Origin of the sequence: Flavobacterium sp. (assembly GCF_036405015.1) — a bacterium.
Taxonomy (GTDB): domain Bacteria; phylum Bacteroidota; class Bacteroidia; order Flavobacteriales; family Flavobacteriaceae; genus Flavobacterium.
In genome coordinates this window covers 1-19,946 of sequence record NZ_DASWYK010000183.1, presented here as the reverse complement: position 1 = coordinate 19,946, position 19,946 = coordinate 1, and the positions used below count along the sequence as shown (strand labels likewise).

Below are 19,946 nucleotides of genomic sequence, written 5' to 3'. Positions count from 1 at the left end.
GTATAAAAAAAAGGAAATCTCAAGATTTCCTTTTTTTATGATATATTTTAAAAACAATTATTCTTCACTTGATGAATCGTTTAATACTTTTTCTGGTCCAAATTTTAGAGAAACCAAAACTCCAACTAAAAGAGATAAAGCAATAAATCCTAAAGAAGCCCATTCTGGAACTTCAATATAATCGTGTAGTAACATTTTTAATCCCACAAAAGCTAAAATGGCTACTAAACTGTATTCTAAATAACTGAATTTTGCTAACATATTTGCTAAGAAGAAATACATAGAACGCAATCCTAAAATGGCAAAAATATTAGAGCTAAATACTAAAAATGGGTCTTTTGTAATGGCTAAAATTGCTGGAACACTGTCTACAGCAAAAAGCACATCCATAACTTCAATTACAATCAGGGCAACAAATAATGGTGTTGCAGCTTTTTTTGCAGTGTTGGTTGAGATAAAGAATTTTTCGCCATCCATTTCTGAAGTAATCGGAATAACTTTTCCTAGTGTCTTGTATACAAAAGAATCTTTTGGATGAAAGTCTTCGTCTTCGCCAGAAAACAACATTTTTATAGCGGTAAAAATCAGGAAAATTCCAAAGACATAAGTGGTCCAGGTAAACTTACTAATTAACATTACTCCAAAGAAAATCATCAAACCACGGAAAACAATAGCACCTAGAATTCCCCAGAATAAAACGCGATGCTGGTATTTTTGCGGAATTTTAAAGGAAGCAAAAATAATTGCAATCACAAAAATATTATCTACGCTTAAAGAAAGTTCGATTAAATATCCTGTTATGAACTTCATTGCTGCGACAGTAGGTTTTAGATTGTCGGGATTTGCAATATAATCTGTGGTATAAAGCCAATAAATAACTCCTGAAAAAAGGAATGATAAAGTAACCCAAACCAAAGTCCATTTGCTGGCTTCTTTAGTACTAATAATATGTGGTGTTTTATTGAAGACACCAAGGTCTAAAGCAAGAATGAAAATTACAGCAAGTAAAAAGAGGGACCAGACTATCATAATGTTTTTTTTTAATGGTATACAAAGATAAGTTTTGAAGTTTAACTTAAAAATTAAATTTAGTCCTAAAATTAAGTAATATTTGTTATTTGTAAAATGCTAAGTGTTATAAAGTTATAAGGTTTGTTGGTTTTTGAAGTGTCGAGTTTGATGTTGAAAAACATGAATTGCGAGCTTGCTTGAGAACTTTGTCAAAGTTTTAAACTTTGACAAAGTGTCAAAAGATGTTGAATGCAAAAAAAAGTGCCAACAAATAAATGTTGGCACTTTTTAGAATATAATGTAAGCTTTGAATTATAGCGCTGAGTTAACAGTTTTGATAATTCTTGCAGCAATTTTGTAAGGGTCTCCGTTTGAAGCTGGTCTTCTGTCTTCCAACCAACCTTTCCATCCTTTTTGAACAGTCATTAAAGGAATTCTGATAGAACATCCTCTGTCTGAAACTCCATAAGAGAAATCGTTGATAGAAGCAGTTTCGTGTTTACCAGTTAAACGTTGATCGTTGTAAGCTCCGTAAACCTCGATGTGCTCTTTAGTAACAGGACGGAAAGCTTCACAGATTTTCTCATAAGTTTCTTGAGAACCACATGTTCTAAGAACTGTGTTAGAGAAGTTAGCGTGCATTCCAGAACCATTCCAGTCTGTATCTCCTAGAGGTTTTGGGTGGTATTCAATATAGTAACCATATTTCTCAGTCAAACGATCTAATAAGTAACGAGCAACCCAGATTTCATCTCCAGCTTTTTTAGCTCCTTTAGCGAATAATTGGAACTCCCATTGTCCGCAAGCAACCTCTTGGTTGATTCCTTCAAAGTTGATTCCAGCAGCGATACATAAATCAGCATGCTCTTCAACTAATTTTCTACCGTGAGTGTTTTTTCCACCTACTGAACAGTAGTACATCCCTTGTGGAGCAGGGTATCCTCCAACTGGGAAACCAAGTGGGAGTTGTGTTTTAGTATCCATGATGAAATACTCTTGTTCGAAACCAAACCAAAAATCATCATTATCATCATCAATTGTGGCTCTACCGTTAGAAGGGTGTGGTGTTCCGTCAGCATACATAACTTCGCACATTACTAACCATCCGTTGATACGAGTTGGATCTGGATAGATTGCAACAGGAACTAATAAACAGTCAGAAGATCCACCTTCAGCTTGTCTTGTTGACGAACCATCAAATGACCAGTTTCCAAGTTCTTCTAATGTTCCTTTGAAGTTTTCGTGTTCTTCAACTTTAGTTTTACTTCTAAGATTTTGAGTTGGTTCATATCCGTCTAACCAAATGTACTCTAACTTAATTTTAGCCATAATAATATAAATTTATTTTTTTTGTTTTTTCGCTGGGTCAAATATAGATTTATTTTTTTAGTCCTAAAAATTAGGGGGCTATTTTGTTTGGTGAACTATAATTTTTTGGATAAGCGCAATTTTGGGAGGGGTATATTTTAAAAAAAGCAATTTTATTAACCTTAAAAAAATAAATTCGTAATAATTAAGGCTCTTTTTTGAGTTTCTAGGTTAAGGAATTATGAAAAAATGTTTATTTAATCAATATTACCGTACAGTTTTGTTATATTTCTGCGAATTGAATTCATTATTCTTCGAAAAAAGCTTTTTATGTTGAGAAATTCTATTTCAAAAATCTAAAATTTATATTCCAAACAGGCATTTTAATTGTTTATATTTGTCGATCATTTTTTAGTGAAAATTAGTACGAATTTAAAATATACATAACCATGTCAACATTACGTTTTCAAGCTTTACAACAAGCTTCTAACAGAAAGCCGGTGCATTTTGAAGAAATTGGTCGAAAATCAAATCTTTTCGGATCAAATGTGTTTAACGAAAAAGCGATGAAGCAGTATTTGACTTCAGATGCCTTTAAAGGAGTGAGAGATGCCATTCAGCACGGAACTAAAATCGACAGAAAACTGGCAGATTATATTGCTATGGGAATGAAAGAATGGGCGCTTTCTAAAGGTGTAACACATTATACACACTGGTTTCAGCCTCTTACAGGAACAACAGCAGAAAAACATGATGCTTTTTTTGAAACTTCGTATGACGGAAATGAATCTGTAGAGAAATTTGGTGGAGCACAATTGGTACAACAAGAACCAGATGCATCAAGTTTTCCAAATGGTGGAATCAGAAATACTTTTGAGGCAAGAGGTTATACTGCTTGGGATCCAACTTCTCCGGCCTTTATATATGGTACAACTTTATGTATTCCGACAGTTTTTATTGCCTATACAGGTGAAGCTTTAGATAATAAAATTCCTTTGTTAAGAGCATTATCTGCAATTGATGAAGCTGCAACAGAAGTTTGTAAATATTTTGACAAAAACGTAAAAAAGGTAACAGCAACTTTAGGATGGGAGCAAGAATACTTCCTGATTGATAAAGCTTTGGCAAATTCTCGTCCCGACTTAATGATGACGGGAAGAACTTTATTAGGACATACTTCTGCAAAAGGACAACAGTTAGACGATCATTATTTTGGATCTATTCCAACTCGCGCTCTTACTTATATGAGAGATTTAGAGCAGGAATGTATGTTATTAGGGATTCCGGTAAAAACACGTCATAATGAGGTGGCGCCAAATCAGTTTGAGTTAGCTCCGATTTTTGAGGAAACGAATTTAGCGGTAGATCACAACTCTTTATTAATGGATGTGATGCAAAGAGTAGCAGAACGTCATGACTTTAAAGTATTATTTCACGAAAAACCATTTAAAGGAGTAAACGGTTCTGGAAAACACAATAACTGGTCATTGGCAACAGATACTGGAGTTAACTTATTAAGTCCGAGCAAAACGCCAATGAGCAATTTGCAGTTTTTGACTTTCTTTATTAATACCATCAAAGCGGTAAACGATAACGAAACTTTATTAAGAGCTTCTATTGCAACTGCAAGTAACGACCACAGGTTAGGAGCAAATGAAGCGCCGCCAGCAATTATGTCGGTATTTATTGGAGCACAGTTGACAAAAGTTTTGTCTGAGTTGGAAAGTGTTACAACAGGAAAACTTTCTCCAGAAGAAAAAACAGATTTAAAATTAAATGTTGTTGGTAAAATTCCAGACGTATTATTAGACAATACAGACAGAAACAGAACTTCGCCTTTCGCTTTTACAGGAAATAAATTTGAGTTTAGAGCTGTTGGTTCAAATTCAAACTGTTCAAATGCTATGACTACTTTGAATGCGATTGTAGCAAAACAATTAATTGACTTTAAAAATGAAGTAGAAAAGCTGATTGACTCAAAAGACATGAAAAAAGATGACGCTATCTTTAATGTTTTAAGAGAATACATCAAACAATCTAAAAAGATTCTTTTTGAAGGTGACGGTTATAGCGAAGCATGGGAAAAGGAAGCTGCTAAAAGAGGTTTGAGCAATTTTAAAACAACTCCAGAAGCAATTAAAGCAAAAGTTTCTAAAAAAGCTTTGGATTTATTTGAAGAACTAGGAATCTTTAACCACGTTGAAGCCGAAGCTCGTTACGAAATTGAATTGGAAGAATACACTAAAAAAATTCAGATTGAAGGAAGAGTTTTAGGAGATATCGCCAGAAATCATGTGATTCCAACTGCAATTCGTTACCAAAATACGTTAATTGAAAATGTGAAAGGTTTAAAAGAAATTTTCGGAAAAGAATTTGAAACTATTGCAAGAGAACAAATTGTTTTGATTAAAGAAATTTCAGGTCATATTGAAGGAATTAATTCTAAAGTATTGGCAATGACTAACGAAAGAAAGAAAGCCAATCAGTTAACAGATGCTCAAAAAATGGCAGAAGCGTATTGCAATAACGTGAAACCTTATTTCGATGAAATTCGTAATCACTGTGATAAATTAGAATTGTTAGTGGATGACGAAAGCTGGACCTTAACAAAATACAGAGAGTTATTATTTACAAAATAATCTCAAATTAAAGCTTTATTTGAAGCCTGTCTCTAAAAAAAGACAGGCTTTTTTGTCTTTTTTATAAATAGAAAATTACAAAAAAGAAAGTAATTTCTTTCTTTTGTTTTTAAGTGTTTTGAAGTTCATCGGGATAGTCCTACAGTTTGTCGAGAAGGTGATAAGTTGTTGAAAATTAAATGTTTCTAATTGAATAAGGTTTCGATTAGTTTTCTAATTTTGACTATGATTTTGTGTATAAGATCAATTGTTTCAAAACGATATTAGTCTTCTTTTGAAATTTTAAAAATAGCAAGCCAAAAGCTTCATAACCAATTTTATTTAGGGAAATCGGCAGAAGAAACCATTCGGCCGATTTTTTTTTGAAACAGATATAAGAATCAATCAAAGAATTAAAAAAAGGGATTATCTTTGCACCACATCAACACAAACTAATTTTCATGAGTTCAGATTCTAGCAAAAGGTACGCACAAAGAGGTGTTTCGGCATCAAAAGAAGACGTACACAACGCCATAAAAAATATTGATAAAGGTTTATTTCCGCAGGCTTTCTGTAAAATTGTTCCAGATTATTTAACTCAAGATGAAGAGTATTGCCTTATTATGCACGCAGACGGAGCGGGAACAAAATCTTCTTTGGCTTATATGTATTGGAAAGAAACCGGAGATCTTTCAGTTTGGAAAGGAATTGCTCAGGATGCCTTAATCATGAATATTGACGATTTATTATGTGTTGGTGCAACCGATAATATTTTGCTTTCTTCAACAATTGGAAGAAATAAAAACTTAATTCCAGCTGAAGTTATTTCTGCAATCATCAACGGAACAGAAGAATTAATCAACGAATTAAAATCGTTTGGTGTAACCATTCATTCAACAGGTGGAGAAACAGCAGACGTTGGAGACGTAGTTCGTACTATTATAGTAGATTCTACAGTAACAGCTCGTATGAAACGTTCTGATGTTGTAGATAATGCAAACATCAAAGCAGGTGACGTAATAGTAGGTTTGGCTTCTTTCGGACAAGCAACTTATGAGAAAAGCTATAATGGTGGAATGGGAAGTAACGGATTAACGTCGGCACGTCATGATGTTTTTGGAAAATACTTGGCTAAGAAATACCCTGAAAGTTATGATGCTGCGGTTCCAGAAGAATTGATTTATTCTGGACAAGTTAATCTTACTGATGAAGTTGAAAATAGTCCAATCAATGCTGGACAATTAGTACTTTCTCCAACCAGAACTTACGCGCCAATTATCAAGAAAATTTTAGATAAATATACTCCAGAAGAAATTCACGGAATGGTACACTGTAGTGGTGGTGCACAAACTAAAATTTTGCATTTCGTAAAAGATTTACACGTTATAAAAGACAATTTATTTCCAGTACCGCCATTGTTCAAATTAATTCAAGAACAATCCAAAACAGACTGGAAAGAAATGTATCAGGTATTCAACTGTGGTCATAGGATGGAGCTTTATGTTCCTGAAAATATTGCTCAGGATATTATTGAAATTTCAAAATCATTCAATGTTGATGCTCAAATCGTAGGTAGAGTAGAAGCTTCAGATTCTAAAAAGCTGACTATCACAAGCGAATACGGAACATTCGAATATTAAAAATATTTAAACCATATAAGTTATATAAGTAAATTAAGTTTGTTGCGCGCTAAACTAAAATGAACTTATATAACTTATATGGTTTAAAAAAAAACTCACCGATTATGTACGAATTACTTTTTTGGAAATATCTGGACGAAATCTATCTTAACAATCAAGAAGTTTATGAAGCCTTACTTGAAAAAGAAGAAGTAGAAGGTCTGGCTGTTCTTCAGGTTGAAGTAATCGTAAACAGAATCAATTCAGTCTTTTCAGATTGGGAAAGAGTGGATGAAAACAGCTGGAAAAATCCAAAAGGGAAAGGCGCTTTCCAGGTTATTACTACGCCACAAAGTATAAAAATTGACTGCTACGGAACAGAAGGAAAAACCATGAACAAACTAGTTGATATCATGGAAGAATTCAAATGTCCGCTTTATGATCCGCAAGTTCCAGAACGTTATGATGAAATGAATGAGTAAGTTTCATTTATCATAAATATGAGATGAAAAAGGCAGTTGTTTTTGTTTGTACTATCTTCTTAAGTATTGTAATTGCTTTACTTTTTGGCATTTTACACAATCAATTCACTTATACAATTTCAGATGAACTTTTTAAGGAAGTGTTTTTTGAAAGATTCGGCTTTATAGAATATGGCAGAGAGACACCAAGATTGACGGCTTCAATAATAGGAGCATGGGCAGTTTGGTGGATTGGTCTATATGCGGGATTACTTTTTGCTTTTATAGGTTTATTTTTTCCAGGTGCAAAAATGATGATTAAAAGTATTAGTCGTGCAATTCTAATAATGTTAGCTGTAACTACGTTTACGGGTTTGTTAGGGTTGTGCTATGGTTTTTTTGGTTTTTCAAACTTAGAAGAGCATTGTTGTTTTCCTCTTAAAATTAACAATATAAAAAATCTGATTGCGGCTTCAGAAATGCATAGATTTAGTTATGTCGGAGGAGCAATCGGAGTTGTTCTTGGAACTTCAAGGCAAATAAAGACACTATTAAAAATTAAATTAAAAAAAGAAAATTAGAGAAATTCGTGCAATTCGTGGCGAAAAAACAAAAACTTCACGAAATTTGCATTTCAAATAAAGACTATCCAATATGAAAATAAATTTAAAATCAGGAATTGATAAACTGCTTTTCGGAATGAAGCAGAATGATGTAACAGCTGCTTTAGGAAAACCTGATAAAAACTACAAGGACGAAGATGATAATGTGATTTTTGTCTATAATGCACATAAAATCAGATTGACTTTTTATCAGGAAGAAGATTTAAAATTAGGATATATTGTAGCATCAAGCAGTAATCTAGAAGTTTTCGGATTCAAATTAATCGGAAGAAAAATTGCTGATGTAAAGAAAGATTTAGCAACAAAAGGAATCACAAAATACAATCAGGAAACTTTTGATACTTTTGAGAACTACTTTAACGAAGACAATTGGTTTATTTTACAAACTGAGTTTGATGAAGTTGTTAAATTCGAAATAGGAGCAATCATCAATGATAAAGATGAATTTGATTGGAAGTTTCCAGTTAAGAAATAACTAAGCAAAAAGCATAAAAAAAACCGACAAGTGATTGTCGGTTTTTTTTATTTATTGAATTAAAAGAATTATCCTTTTAACCATGCATTTTTAAGTTTCTCTTTTGAAGGATCTGTTACCGTAAAAGTTTCAGCTTCTTCATATGGTAATTTTACAGTTCCTTTAATCGTTTCTTCTTTAGCACCACGTTTAATTTTTAAAGTGATTGGATCGTTTTCTTTCCAGTTTTCACTTTCTGTAATCAAATCATAAATGTTATCCAAATTGTATGATTTGTTGTTTACAGCTAAAATTTTATCACCAGCTTTTAGGTTTAGATTTTTGAAAAATTCTGTTTCAACTTCAGGACGAACAGCAATTTCTTTTGTTGCTTTATCAATAGTGATATATGGCATTTGTCCTTTAATAAAAGGATTTCCTGGTTTTTTTGTAGTTGCTTTCGCTACACCAACTTTTGCCAGATAGAAATCGTAAGGAATTGGAGTTGTACCTGCAACATATTTGTTTAAAAATTCACCCACTTCTGGATAAGTTAAAGAAGTAATTTTTGCAAAAAGTTCGTCATCGTTAAATGGTTTTTCAACACCGTATTCATCAGATAATTTATGCATTAAATCCAAAATACCTCTTTCACCATTGCTTTTTTCTCTAATGATGATATCAATGCACATTCCGATCAACGCTCCTTTTTGATATACGTTTAAGTACTGATCTTTGTAAGGCTGCTCTAATACATTTTTACTCATTACAGTAAATGACATCGTATCGTTCAATTGTTTAGACTGATCAATTTTATCAGCAATACGAGTGTAGAATTCTGCTTCGTCAATCAAACCTTGATTGATTTGGAAAAGATTTGCAAAATATTCGGTAACACCTTCGTACATCCATAAATGCTCAGACATTTTCGGTGCATTATAATCAAAAAACTGAATTTCTTTCGAGTGAATGGTCAATGGTGTAACGATGTGGAAAAACTCGTGAGAAACAACATCTTTCATTGTTTCTACTAATTTTTCTTTAGGCATAGTTTCAGGTAAAACCACTGTTGTCGCTGTTGGATGTTCTAAAGCACCAAAACCATGTGCATCATCTTTTTCCATACTTGATAAGTACACTAAAACACTGTATTTTTTAGTAGAATTTACTTTTCCTAAAAAGTTTTTCTGTGCCGTCATCATCGTTTTCATTTCTGGAGTAATGCTTTCTGCAGTATATTTTCCAGTTGGAGAGTAAACAGCAATCAAAATATCCATTCCGTTTACATTAAATGTAGTGTAGTCAGGTTTAGCATACATAATCGGATTTTCTACTAAAACAGCATAACGAGAAGTTTTAAAAACGTCCGAAGTATTACTTGCATCTTCGTCTGTCATAGAAGTAGCTCCCCAAAGTGTTTCAGGATGTGTGATAGTAACTTTATAAGGAATATCTAATTTGTCCTGAAAATAACCTACAAAACCATGTGTATTTACCATGAAGTTTTTACCCGCATTAATGTTGGTTCCGGCAGGCGAGAATACATCGTCATTTCCGAATCCTGTTCCTTTTTCAGTATCGAAAGTATCGTTTACTAAATAAGTGATTTTTTTTAATGTTTTGGCATTAGAAATTGACCATGAATTATCATCAATTCTTTTTACCGTAAGGGGATTTCCTTTAGCGTCAAATGCTTTGAAATCTTCTGAATATTTTCCGTAGTTATCTGTAGAATAAGTACCAGGAACGGTTTTAGGAATACTGTAAACAATTTCGTCTGTTTTAATGGCTGGTGGAGTAACAGTTACCAAGACCTTATCATCTTTAACATCAGTTAAATTAATGTTCACTTCTACCGTATTGCTTTTTGCGGCTCCAGTGCTACCTGTTTTACAGCTCCAAAAGGTTACCGCTAGAGCTAAGGTGTAAAGTATTTTCTTCATTTGTTTATGTTTAGTTAATTGTATTTGTAACAAAAAGTATCGAAAAGTTACTAAAAAATTACATTAAATTAAAAAATAAAAAAAAGCTCTTGAAAACAAGAGCTTTAAATCTTAGTCGAATTTATTTTTTATATAATACTTTCCATCCAAATCTTCATCAAAATCATCTATTTTTACTGGTTTTGGTTTTGGTTTGTTTGCAATTGCCTTCTTTTTCCACATCTCAAATTTTTCAAGAGGCATTTTCTTCTTCATGATGTCCAAGACTTCTTTTTCGGCTAATCCAAATTCTTTTTTTATAATTTCAAATGGATTTCTTTCTTCTAAAGCTAACGAAACAAGTTTTTCAGTTTGTTCCTGAGTCAATTCTTTGCGGCTACTCTTTTTCATCTCGTGAAAATTAATTCAAAATAGGGTGTTAATTATTAATAGATTGATTTTCAATTTCTGTATCAATATTAAAAAAAAAAATAATACGTTGGTTCAGTAAAGTCTACTTTTTTTACTGATTTTAACTGTTTTTGAAAGATCGTGATTTTTGAAATGGTATTTTTAGCAGATTCTTCAATTCATTGTTTTCTTGAGGCTTCATATGAGTATCAACTCCATAAACAAGCTGTTCTTTGGGTAAATAAGTAAAAGTTCCAAAAAGTCTGTCCCAAACAGAAAAGATGTTTCCATAATTACTGTCTGTATAAGGCAATACGTAATGATGATGAACTTTATGCATATTAGGAGAAACAATAAAATAACTTAGGAAGGTATCTAGTTTTTTGGGAAGCGAAATATTAGCATGATTAAACTGTGAAGCCACAACTGATAAGGACTGATATAGAAAAACCATCCACATTGGTGAGCCAACAATTAAGACACCTAAAGTGGTAAAAATAAACCGTATAACGCTTTCACCTGGATGATGTCTGTTGGCAGTTGTAGTATCAATCCATGTATCAGTATGATGTACTAAGTGAAATTGCCAGAGAAATTTAAATTTATGCTGTACAAAATGGGCTAAATAAGCACCAATTAAATCTAAAAGTAATAAACCGATTATTACATAAAGCCAGATGGGTATTGCAGGAAGCCATTGTAAGATACCAAAATGATTTTCTGTCGTCCAACTTGCCGTTTTTATTAAAATGAAAGCTAAAATAAAATTGACTAGAATCGTAGTGAAAGTAAAAAAGAAATTTATTCCAGCATGCGGCCATTTCTTGTATTGCATTCGGAATAGAGGAAACGTGTTTTCAATCAACCAGAAAATGGTAATTCCGCCAACAAGAATTAAACTTCTGTGAGAAGATGGAATTGTACTGAAATAGGAAATAATCTCATTCATAATACGATAATCATTTTATTCAAAAATAAGTAATTTCATAAAGCTATATCGTTTTAGTTGTCGATTTTTTGATTGAATATTGTTTTAACTGAAAATGGTTTAATGTAAAAAAGGTCTTAGAAAATTAGAATTCTAAAACCTTTTTTATATTTTTTGATGTGAATTAATTATGCTTCTGCATGATTTTGCAGTAGAGTTTTATATAGGAAACCAGCAGCTAAAGCACCAAGAATAGGAGCGGCCCAAAACAACCAGACTTGTGATAATGGCCCTCCACCAACAAAAATAGCTTGTGATAGTGATCTGGCAGGATTTACTGACGTATTTGTAATCGGAATACTGATTAAGTGAATTAGTGTTAATCCTAGACCAATAGCTACTCCACAGAAAGGTGTACTTGCAAATTTATCTGTAGCGCCTAGAATTATTAAAAGGAAAAATAAAGTAAGAACAAATTCAGCAATAAAACATGCTTGTAAAGAATAACCATCTGGAGAAAATGGCCCAAAACCATTTGATGCAAAGGCTCCCGCTTTAGTACTATCAATTACAAAACCTGCTTTTCCTGAGGCAATAGTGTATAAAGTTCCTGCAGCAGCAATAGCACCAATACATTGCGCAATAATATACGGAATAAGATCTTTAGCAGAGAATCTCCCTCCAGCCCATAAACCAATTGACACAGCTGGATTAAAATGTCCGCCTGAAATATGACCAACAGCATAGGCCATTGTTAAAACAGTTAAACCAAAAGCCAGTGCAACTCCTGCAAATCCGATACCTAATTCAGGATATCCTGCAGCAAATATGGCACTTCCACAACCTCCAAAAACAAGCCAGTAAGTTCCAAAAAACTCTGCAAATAATTTTTTCATAATAAAATAATTTAATGGTTAATGTTAGAATATATATTGGTAAGCCCAATAAATCAAAACAAATTGTAAGTGCAAACGTACAAATAAAATCCATCTTGGTAAACCAAAACCTGCTTTTTTATTTTGAAACATATACAAGTTTGCAGGAAATACAGCAATTAATAAAGCTATAATTCCCCAGGCGGCAAAACTTTTTGTAAAAGGCAGGGTTAGAAGGATGCCTAAAATAATTTCGGCAGCACCACTTAAAATATTTATTAATTTGGGGTTTTTAAATACAGGCGGAATGATTTTAATATACATTCCGGGTTTTCTAAAATGATTAATTCCAGCAAGAATATACAGTAAAGCCATTAAATATAAATGCCAGGGTAAAATCATGATATCTAATTGTTTATCACGAATTTATAAAAAAATTAACAATTATTGCATTACAGATCTGCTTTTTTTGAAAGTCTCTATTTTAGATTGTTTTTTGATTTGAAATTGACATTCATAATAACTACAGCAAGTATAATTAACACAATTCCAATCCATTGGGATAAGATTACTTTTTCGTTCAATAACACAAAAGCCATCATAACCGATACTGGTAATTCAAGTGCAGAAACGATACTTCCAAGTCCGATACCTGTTAAAGGGAATCCAGCTGTCATTAAAAGTGGTGGAATTATAGTTCCAAACAAGGATAATACAATTCCCCATTTTAAGAAAATCTCAAGATTAAAGGCTGTTTCTTGAGTAGCGAAAGCAAAAGAAAAAACAATAATTGAACCACCTAAAAGCATATAAAGGCTTCTTTGTGCCGACGAAATTTCGGTTGCAACACGATTTGCAGTAAACATGGTTGTTGTAAAAGAAGCAGCCGCTAATATTCCCCAAAGAAGACCTCTCCAATCCAATTTGATGTCACTATTGATAAGGTTTGTTGCTAAAACGGTTCCAAAAAGGACTATGAAGACAGCAATAACTTTTTGTTTTGAAGGTAGTTTTTTCTCTAAAATCATTTCGAGTAAAACACCCATCCAAACGGTCTGCATTAGTAAAACGATACCAATAGAAACAGGAATATATTTTACAGCCAAATAGTAAAATAAGCTGGTCATTCCTAAAGAAGTTCCGGCAAGCATTAAGCTGAAAATATTTTTTGGTGTTGCTTTTTGAGTTTGATTTTTGTTTTTGATTCTCTGAAAAAGGTTGATTAACAGAATCCCGATAATCCCGTAAATAAATTGTGATGTCGTAACTTCAGCAGTTGTATATCCTTCAGAGTAAGCCATTTTTACAAAAGTAGCCAGCATCCCGTATGTTGTTGCTCCTAAAGCTACTAGAAAAACACCTTTTAATACATTGTTTTGTGACGTCATAATTTATTTGTTTTAAAAATTCAGGCCGGCAAAGGTAAGTTATTTTGTTTGTGATTTTATCGTACTATGTTGAGAATATTGATTTAATCATAATAAAATTGAATTTTTAAGTCCTGAATTAAGAATTTTCTAAAAAGTAAAGAATGTTTTTAAAAAGAAAAAACCATCAAAAAATGAATTTCGATGGTTTTGAATTTTATAAAAAAATAGCATTTTTGTCTTCTACTTATTTAGGCTCATTTTGATAAGTTTCGATTTCGAAAATTAAAGTTGAGTTTGGTGGAATTACACCGCCTGCGCCTTTTTCTCCGTAAGCTAAATTTGAAGGAATGAAGAAAATAGCTTTTTCGCCATCTGTCATCATATTCAGCGCTTCAATAAAACCTGGAATCATTCCGTCTTTTTTACCAATTGCAAAAGGAAAAGCTTTGTAACCGCCTTGTGCATCTCTATTGGCATCGTATTTTCCATAAGCTTTTGCTACTTCAGATATACTGCTATCAAATAAATTTCCATCTTCAAAATATCCTGCATAGTGAAAATAGATATTAGATCCTTCAGCGCCTTTTACACCAGTTCCTTTTTTAGTAACAAAATATTTTAAACCAGATGGAGTTGCAGTTGCTTTGGCTTTTGTTGCAGCAAAATAAGCTGCTTTTGCAGTAACAACTTTTTTAGCTTCTTCTTTTTTTAATTCACCTTGTTTCATTTCATCGCTAAAAACTTTTACAGCGTCAAATTTTTTCGCTGCAGCGCCTTTACGAGTAATGGTAATTTTAGTCATAATATCATCCTGAACAATTTTGTTTACATTGTCCATTCCAGAAACTACATGTCCAAAAATAGTATGTTTTCCGTTTAACCATGGAGTATCTTTGTGCGTAATAAAGAATTGACTTCCGTTTGTTGCAGGACCAGAATTAGCCATTGCTAAAACACCACCTTTTTCAAATTTTAACTCTTGTACAAATTCATCTTTAAAAGAGTATCCAGGATCTCCTGCACCAGTTCCTTGTGGATCTCCACCCTGAATCATGAAATCGTTGATTACTCTATGGAATTTTAAACCATCATAAAATGGTTTTCCTTTTAGACGCTCTACTTTTACATAAGGATTTTTTCCTTCAGCCAAAGTGATAAAGTTAGCCACTGTTACAGGAGCTTTTGTGTATTCTAAAGAAACTACGATGTCACCTTTTGAAGTAGAAATTGTTGCAAAAATCCCTTCATTCGGATTTGTAGTATTTGGTTTAGCAACAGTTTTAGCAACTGTACTTGTTTTTGCTTTTGCTTTTGCGGCTGGTTTTGCAGCCGGTTTTTTAGTTTGAGCCTGAATATTTAATACTGCTAAGCAGAATAAAAATAATAATTTAAACTTCATTACTTTTAGATTTAAGTCTATGATTATTAAGTCTTTTTATTGTTTTTCCAATAATTGAACTTCAAAAATAATGTTTGCATTAGGTGGAATTACACCTCCTGCACCGGTTTCTCCATAAGCTAAGTGACTTGGAATAAAAAGAATTGCTTTGTCTCCAAAAGATAGTTGCTCAAGTCCTTCAATAAAACCAGGAATCAAGCCACTTTTACTTCCTGCAGTAAATGGTATTGCTTGGTATGCTTTTGCCTCAGCTCTAGCTTGATCGAATTTTCCAAATTGTTTTGCTACATCTTCACTGCTTGTGTCAAATAAAGTTCCGTCTTCAAGAAAACCAGCATAGGCAACATAAACCTGAGTTCCAGCAACAGGTTTTTTACCATTAGCTTTTTCGGTAATTACATATTGTAAACCGCTTGTTGTTTTAGTTGCTTTTGCTTTTTCAGCAGCATAATAAGCCACTTTTTCTTTTTGCACTGCAGCTGCTTTGATTTGTTCTTTTGAAATAGTAGCAAAGTAATCATGAAATACTTTTACAGCATCGAATTTCTTAGCCGCTTCACCATTTCTAATGATTGTTACGGCAACAATGTTATCTCCTTGAACTACTTTATTTACTACTTCTTGTCCTTTTTCGTCAACAACGTGACCAAAAATAGTATGTTTATTGTCTAACCATGGAGTTTCGACATGTGTAATAAAAAATTGACTACTATTTGTTCCAGGACCATTATTTGCCATAGCCAAAACACCAGCTTTGTCAAATTTCAAATCTGAAAATTCATCTTTAAATTTATAACCTGTATCTCCAGAACCAGTTCCTAACGGATCGCCAGTCTGAATCATAAAGTCTTCAATAACTCTATGAAATTTTAAACCATCAAAGAAAGGTTTCTTTTTTAGGTTTTCATGTGTTACAAATTCGTTTTTTCCTTCAGCTAAAGTAACAAAGTTGGCTACAGTAATTGGTGCTTTTTTATAATCTAATTCAACAATGATGTGTCCTTTGTTTGTTTCGATATCGGCATATAAACCATCAGGAAGATTGCTATGATCGTCTTTACAAGAATAAAATGAGCTAACGGCTATTAGTAATAATAAAATAATCTTTTTCATTTTAAGATATTGTTTTTATTGAGTTAATGTATCTTTTTTAACTGTTGCTGCAGGTTTTGGGGCTGCAGGTTTTGGCGTTGTACTTTTTGGAGTTTGTGTTGCGGGTGCTGTTTTTTGTGCCGCTGGATCTGGAACAAAATTTCGAAGTGTAACTGTTACAATTAACGATTCGTTCGGACCAATTTTTTTGTTATCTCCATGATAACCATACGCACTATGTGATGGAAATAAGAAAGTTATGGTTTCATTTTTGTGCATTCTTTTAATTCCGTCACGCAATCCCATCATGATATCTTGTTTGTCTACATAATAGGTTTGTGGTCCAAGATCAGAATCGGAGTAAATGGTGGTACCTTTTATATCTTTAATTTCCATGTTGAAATAAGCAATATCACCTTTTCTTGGAGCTGCAGTTTCGGTTTCGTTTCTTTCTTCATAATAAAACCAATATCCTTTTGGAGTAGCATAATACTTTACTTTCGGATTGCTCTTGATGATTTTTTTGATTACATCTTCTTCATTAGCAACTAATTTTTTATTACGATCTGCAGATTTTTTCATGAATGTTCCCGACGCCCTTGAAATAGGTCTTCTGGCTTCCTCAGGATGCTTACAGCTCATAAGCAACACAGCAAACAGTAAGCTGTAAATAGTAAGTTTTTGGTAGTTCATGATTGGGCTATAATTTTAGTTTCGTTACTAAATCTTCAAATTTCTTTACTGTTTCTTCCATCGAAGTTTCAGATCTTCCGCCAGCCGCATTGCTATGACCGCCACCATTAAAATGGTCTCTTGCAAACTGATTCACATCGAAACCTCCTTGTGAACGGAAAGAAATCTTGATGATACCTTCGTCTTTATTTTCGATAAAAATAGCAGTAAAAACAATATCTTTTATACTTAAGCCATAATTAACAATTCCTTCTGTATCACCTTTAACATAATTAAAAGAATCAAGCTCTTCTTGTGTAAGCGTCATGTAAGAAGTTTTGTGCTCTGTGAAAATTTTCATGTTTTGTAAAGCACGACCTAATAACTGCAATCTGCTGAAAGAGCTATTATCAAATAGCAAAACTGGAATCTGAGTGTTTTCAACTCCTAAATCAATTAATTCTGCTATAATTCTATGCGTATTTCCTGTAGTTCCTGGGAAACGAAATGAACCTGAATCGGTTAAAATTCCTGTGTAGATACAAGTCGCAATAGTTTTATCAATGTCTTCTTTTTTGTTTAAGAAATTGATAAAGTTATATACCATTTCGCAAGTTGATCCATAAGAAGTGTCAGAATACGTATAAGCTGCATAATCATCGGGTTTTTGATGATGATCAATCATTATAAACGTAGTATTTAGCTTTTTTAGTGCTTGTTCCATCAATTCTCCTGTACGATGAAAAGCATTAAAATCAAGTGTAAAAATTAATTCTGCTTCTTCTAAAAGAGTTGTACAGGTTTGAATGTCTTTTTTAAAAATCTTAACGGTTTCTGATCCTGGAAGCCAAGCTAAAAAATCAGGGAAATCATTTGGAGCAATAACAGTTGCCTGATGATTGTTTTTTATTAAAAAATGATATAATCCTAATGTAGAACCCATTGCATCACCATCTGGTCCTCTGTGCGGAATGATGACGATTTTCTTTGGGGTTGCGAGTAATAACTGAATCGCTTGAATGTCTTGTATTTTCATAGTGTGCGAATTTACATTTTTTTAATGTAATGCTGAAAATAATTTTAGTATTCAGTGTTCAGTTGCAGACGCAGTATTCAGTCACAGTATCAGTGTTCAGTTTGACTTTGAGTTTTTGAGTTTTATTATTTTAATTTTTACTTCAGTTTTGGAATTTGGAATTTCACTATTGGAATTTCACTTTACAAGTTTTGTAATTCTTTTTTATGAAATTTTTGATACAATTTATATTTAGCACCTTTTACAATTTGTGATTTATAAATTCCAATAGAACCCGAAGAGAAATATGCAATTGTACATCCGATGGCGATAAATATTCCAGGAGCAATTCCAAATAATTCCATTCCCATGATAGTGCAGGCGATGGGAGTGTGGGTTGCGCCAGAGAAAACGGCAACAAACCCAATTCCTGCTAAAAGAGCAATGGGCATCGGAATTACAAGTGATAAAGCACTTCCTAAAGTGGCGCCGACAAAAAATAACGGAGTTACTTCTCCGCCTTTAAAACCAGCTCCTAAAGTGAATCCTGTAAATAAGATTTTAAGCAGAAAATCATACCATTGATTGGGATTCGAAAAAGAATCAACAATTACTGGAACGCCTAATCCTGAGAATTTAGTAAAACCAAAACCCGCTATTGCAATGGCTAAAACAATTCCGCCAATTACTGGACGAAGCGGAGGATATTTAATATTCTTTGAAAAAAGCGAACTCCAGAAATGTGTGGTTCTTGCAAATAAAGAAGCCGCAAATCCTGATAAAACTCCAACAATAATGGTGAAAATAATGTTGTTTAAACTTAATTCTGGAATTACAGGAATGCTGTAATGCGTATGTTTTATTTCCCAAAATTCTACAGTAAAATAGGCTGCATAAGCTACAAGAAAGGAAAGGATAATACTTTTGAAGTTAATTTTACTGAAATATAAAACCTCTAAAGCAAAAATTGCTCCAGCCAAAGGAGTTCCGAATACAGAAGCAAAACCAGCACTGATTCCGAGAATTATTAAAATTTTACGTTCAGAATTATCGAGTTTGAAAATCTTTGTAAACTGATCGGCAATTGCGCCACCCATTTGTACTGCAGTTCCTTCACGACCAGCAGATCCTCCAAATAAGTGTGTAAGTAAAGTTCCTAACAGTACCAAAGGAGCCATTTTAAATGGAATAACTTTTTTAGGGCTTTCGTATTCTTCAAGTAGGAGATTGTTTCCTTTAACGACAGATTCTCCCCAATAGTAATAACTCAATCCAACCAAAAATCCACCGAAAGGCAAAAGCCAAATAATCCAGTCATGCGCAATTCTGAATTGCGTAACCCATTCTAAAGAAACTAAAAAAAATGCAGAAGCGGAGCCAGATAGTATTCCAATTAAAACACAAATAAGAATCCATTTAGGAATATCGAGAAGTAATTGTTTTGGATTTTGGGAAGTCATTTAAAACGAAAAAAATTATAGCCACGAATTTCGCTAATTTTCACGAATTAATAGTTTTTTAATCAAAGAAATAAAAGTGTGCATAATTTTTCAACACATAGAAACATAGATTTATTTTAAAAACTAATAAAAAGAAATCAAAAAGAAACTAGTTTCTCACACATAGCTATGTTTGTTTTTTTGAGCTTTATAAGACTATGTTTCTATGTGTTAAAAAGTGCTTTAGTGAAATTTATAGCTAAGAAAAATTAAACTACAGCAGTAAATTCAATTTCAACCAAATATTCTGGAGCAACCAATTGATTGATGCCATAAAAACCTGTTGTTGGTTTTACATCTTTAAAAAATGCAGCGTGAGCTCTAGCAACTTCTTCAAAAGTAGAAACGTCTGTAGTGAAAATTCTGGTTCTAATTACATCTTTCATACTTACATTTAGATCTTCTAAAACTTTTTCAACTCGCTCCAAAATGTTATAAGTTTGAGCATAAGCGTCGTCAGCTTTTACTTTGTCGCCGTCAACAATAGCGACAGTTCCAGAAACTTCAATGATATTGCCAATTCTTACCGCACGGCAGTATCCCATTTTATCTTCCCATGGAGATCCGGTTAAGATGTTTTCTCTTTTCATTTTTTATATTTTGCGAATTTGATTGTTCGGTTTTAAAAGCAAATTCAGGTTAATTAATATGCCGCAATTTAAGAATTAT

Annotated in this window: 19 protein-coding genes; 5 read left to right on the top strand and 14 right to left on the bottom strand. The window is 32.9% G+C overall.

All coding sequences use genetic code 11. The features are described from left to right. Positions 1-57 precede the first annotated feature (57 nt). Positions 58-1,029 carry a TerC family protein gene (locus VGE71_RS15585; protein WP_331139171.1) on the bottom strand — a complete coding sequence of 324 codons (972 nt, stop codon included), beginning with the start codon at positions 1,027-1,029 and terminating at the stop codon, positions 58-60. Positions 1,030-1,323: 294 nt separating this feature from the next. Then, entirely contained in the window at positions 1,324-2,340 is a 1,017-nt protein-coding gene (locus tag VGE71_RS15580) for a glutamine synthetase beta-grasp domain-containing protein (RefSeq protein ID WP_281234583.1), read from the bottom strand. A 428-nt stretch (positions 2,341-2,768) separates the two neighbouring features. Here VGE71_RS15580 and VGE71_RS15575 point away from each other — a divergent pair, with 428 nt between their 5' ends. The 5 genes from VGE71_RS15575 (at position 2,769) to VGE71_RS15555 (ending at position 8,115) form a co-directional block, all read left to right on the top strand. Then, positions 2,769-4,958, top strand: a complete 2,190-nt coding sequence (locus VGE71_RS15575; protein ID WP_331139170.1) for a glutamine synthetase III — start codon at positions 2,769-2,771, stop codon at positions 4,956-4,958. 440 nt (positions 4,959-5,398) lie between these two features. Beyond that, positions 5,399-6,577, top strand: a complete 1,179-nt coding sequence (locus VGE71_RS15570; RefSeq protein ID WP_331139169.1) for an AIR synthase related protein — start codon at positions 5,399-5,401, stop codon at positions 6,575-6,577. Positions 6,578-6,681: 104 nt separating this feature from the next. Next, positions 6,682-7,038 carry a hypothetical protein gene (locus VGE71_RS15565; RefSeq protein WP_144214736.1) on the top strand — a complete coding sequence of 119 codons (357 nt, stop codon included), beginning with the start codon at positions 6,682-6,684 and terminating at the stop codon, positions 7,036-7,038. 23 nt (positions 7,039-7,061) lie between these two features. After that, entirely contained in the window at positions 7,062-7,598 is a 537-nt protein-coding gene (locus VGE71_RS15560) for a hypothetical protein (RefSeq protein WP_331139168.1), read from the top strand. A gap of 73 nt (positions 7,599-7,671) precedes the next feature. Continuing rightward, entirely contained in the window at positions 7,672-8,115 is a 444-nt protein-coding gene (locus VGE71_RS15555; protein ID WP_331139167.1) for a hypothetical protein, read from the top strand. A gap of 68 nt (positions 8,116-8,183) precedes the next feature. Here the strand turns inward: VGE71_RS15555 and VGE71_RS15550 are convergent, their stop codons facing one another. The 12 genes from VGE71_RS15550 to VGE71_RS15495 all read right to left on the bottom strand — a co-directional run bounded on the left by VGE71_RS15550 (position 8,184) and on the right by VGE71_RS15495 (position 19,867). Beyond that, positions 8,184-10,037 carry a peptidase M61 gene (locus VGE71_RS15550; protein ID WP_331139166.1) on the bottom strand — a complete coding sequence of 618 codons (1,854 nt, stop codon included), beginning with the start codon at positions 10,035-10,037 and terminating at the stop codon, positions 8,184-8,186. A gap of 111 nt (positions 10,038-10,148) precedes the next feature. Beyond that, positions 10,149-10,427 (bottom strand): DUF2805 domain-containing protein, encoded by a 279-nt coding sequence (locus VGE71_RS15545; RefSeq protein WP_331139165.1) that lies wholly within the window; start codon positions 10,425-10,427, stop codon positions 10,149-10,151. A gap of 121 nt (positions 10,428-10,548) precedes the next feature. Further along, entirely contained in the window at positions 10,549-11,376 is an 828-nt protein-coding gene (locus tag VGE71_RS15540; RefSeq protein ID WP_331139164.1) for a sterol desaturase family protein, read from the bottom strand. 167 nt (positions 11,377-11,543) lie between these two features. Continuing rightward, the gene (gene aqpZ, locus VGE71_RS15535; RefSeq protein ID WP_331139163.1) at positions 11,544-12,251 is read right to left on the bottom strand and encodes an aquaporin Z; all 708 of its coding nucleotides are present in this window, start codon (positions 12,249-12,251) and stop codon (positions 11,544-11,546) included. Between the two features lie 24 nt (positions 12,252-12,275). After that, a complete protein-coding gene (locus tag VGE71_RS15530; protein ID WP_331139162.1) occupies positions 12,276-12,632 on the bottom strand; it encodes a DoxX family protein in 357 nt (118 codons plus the stop codon). Between the two features lie 77 nt (positions 12,633-12,709). Next, positions 12,710-13,618 (bottom strand): EamA family transporter, encoded by a 909-nt coding sequence (locus VGE71_RS15525; RefSeq protein ID WP_331139161.1) that lies wholly within the window; start codon positions 13,616-13,618, stop codon positions 12,710-12,712. A gap of 226 nt (positions 13,619-13,844) precedes the next feature. Next, entirely contained in the window at positions 13,845-14,999 is a 1,155-nt protein-coding gene (locus tag VGE71_RS15520) for a peptidylprolyl isomerase (RefSeq protein ID WP_331139160.1), read from the bottom strand. 36 nt (positions 15,000-15,035) lie between these two features. Then, complete coding sequence (locus VGE71_RS15515) at positions 15,036-16,112, bottom strand: peptidylprolyl isomerase (protein ID WP_331139159.1); 1,077 nt, start codon at positions 16,110-16,112, stop codon at positions 15,036-15,038. Between the two features lie 15 nt (positions 16,113-16,127). Next, entirely contained in the window at positions 16,128-16,784 is a 657-nt protein-coding gene (gene gldI / locus VGE71_RS15510) for a gliding motility-associated peptidyl-prolyl isomerase GldI (protein WP_331139158.1), read from the bottom strand. 7 nt (positions 16,785-16,791) lie between these two features. Continuing rightward, entirely contained in the window at positions 16,792-17,799 is a 1,008-nt protein-coding gene (locus VGE71_RS15505) for a bifunctional oligoribonuclease/PAP phosphatase NrnA (protein WP_331139157.1), read from the bottom strand. 182 nt (positions 17,800-17,981) lie between these two features. Next, positions 17,982-19,238: a voltage-gated chloride channel family protein gene (locus tag VGE71_RS15500; RefSeq protein WP_331139156.1), complete on the bottom strand. Its 1,257-nt coding sequence runs from the start codon at positions 19,236-19,238 to the stop codon at positions 17,982-17,984. A gap of 248 nt (positions 19,239-19,486) precedes the next feature. Beyond that, positions 19,487-19,867, bottom strand: a complete 381-nt coding sequence (locus tag VGE71_RS15495) for a RidA family protein (RefSeq protein WP_331139155.1) — start codon at positions 19,865-19,867, stop codon at positions 19,487-19,489. Between the last annotated feature and the right edge of the window lie 79 nt (positions 19,868-19,946).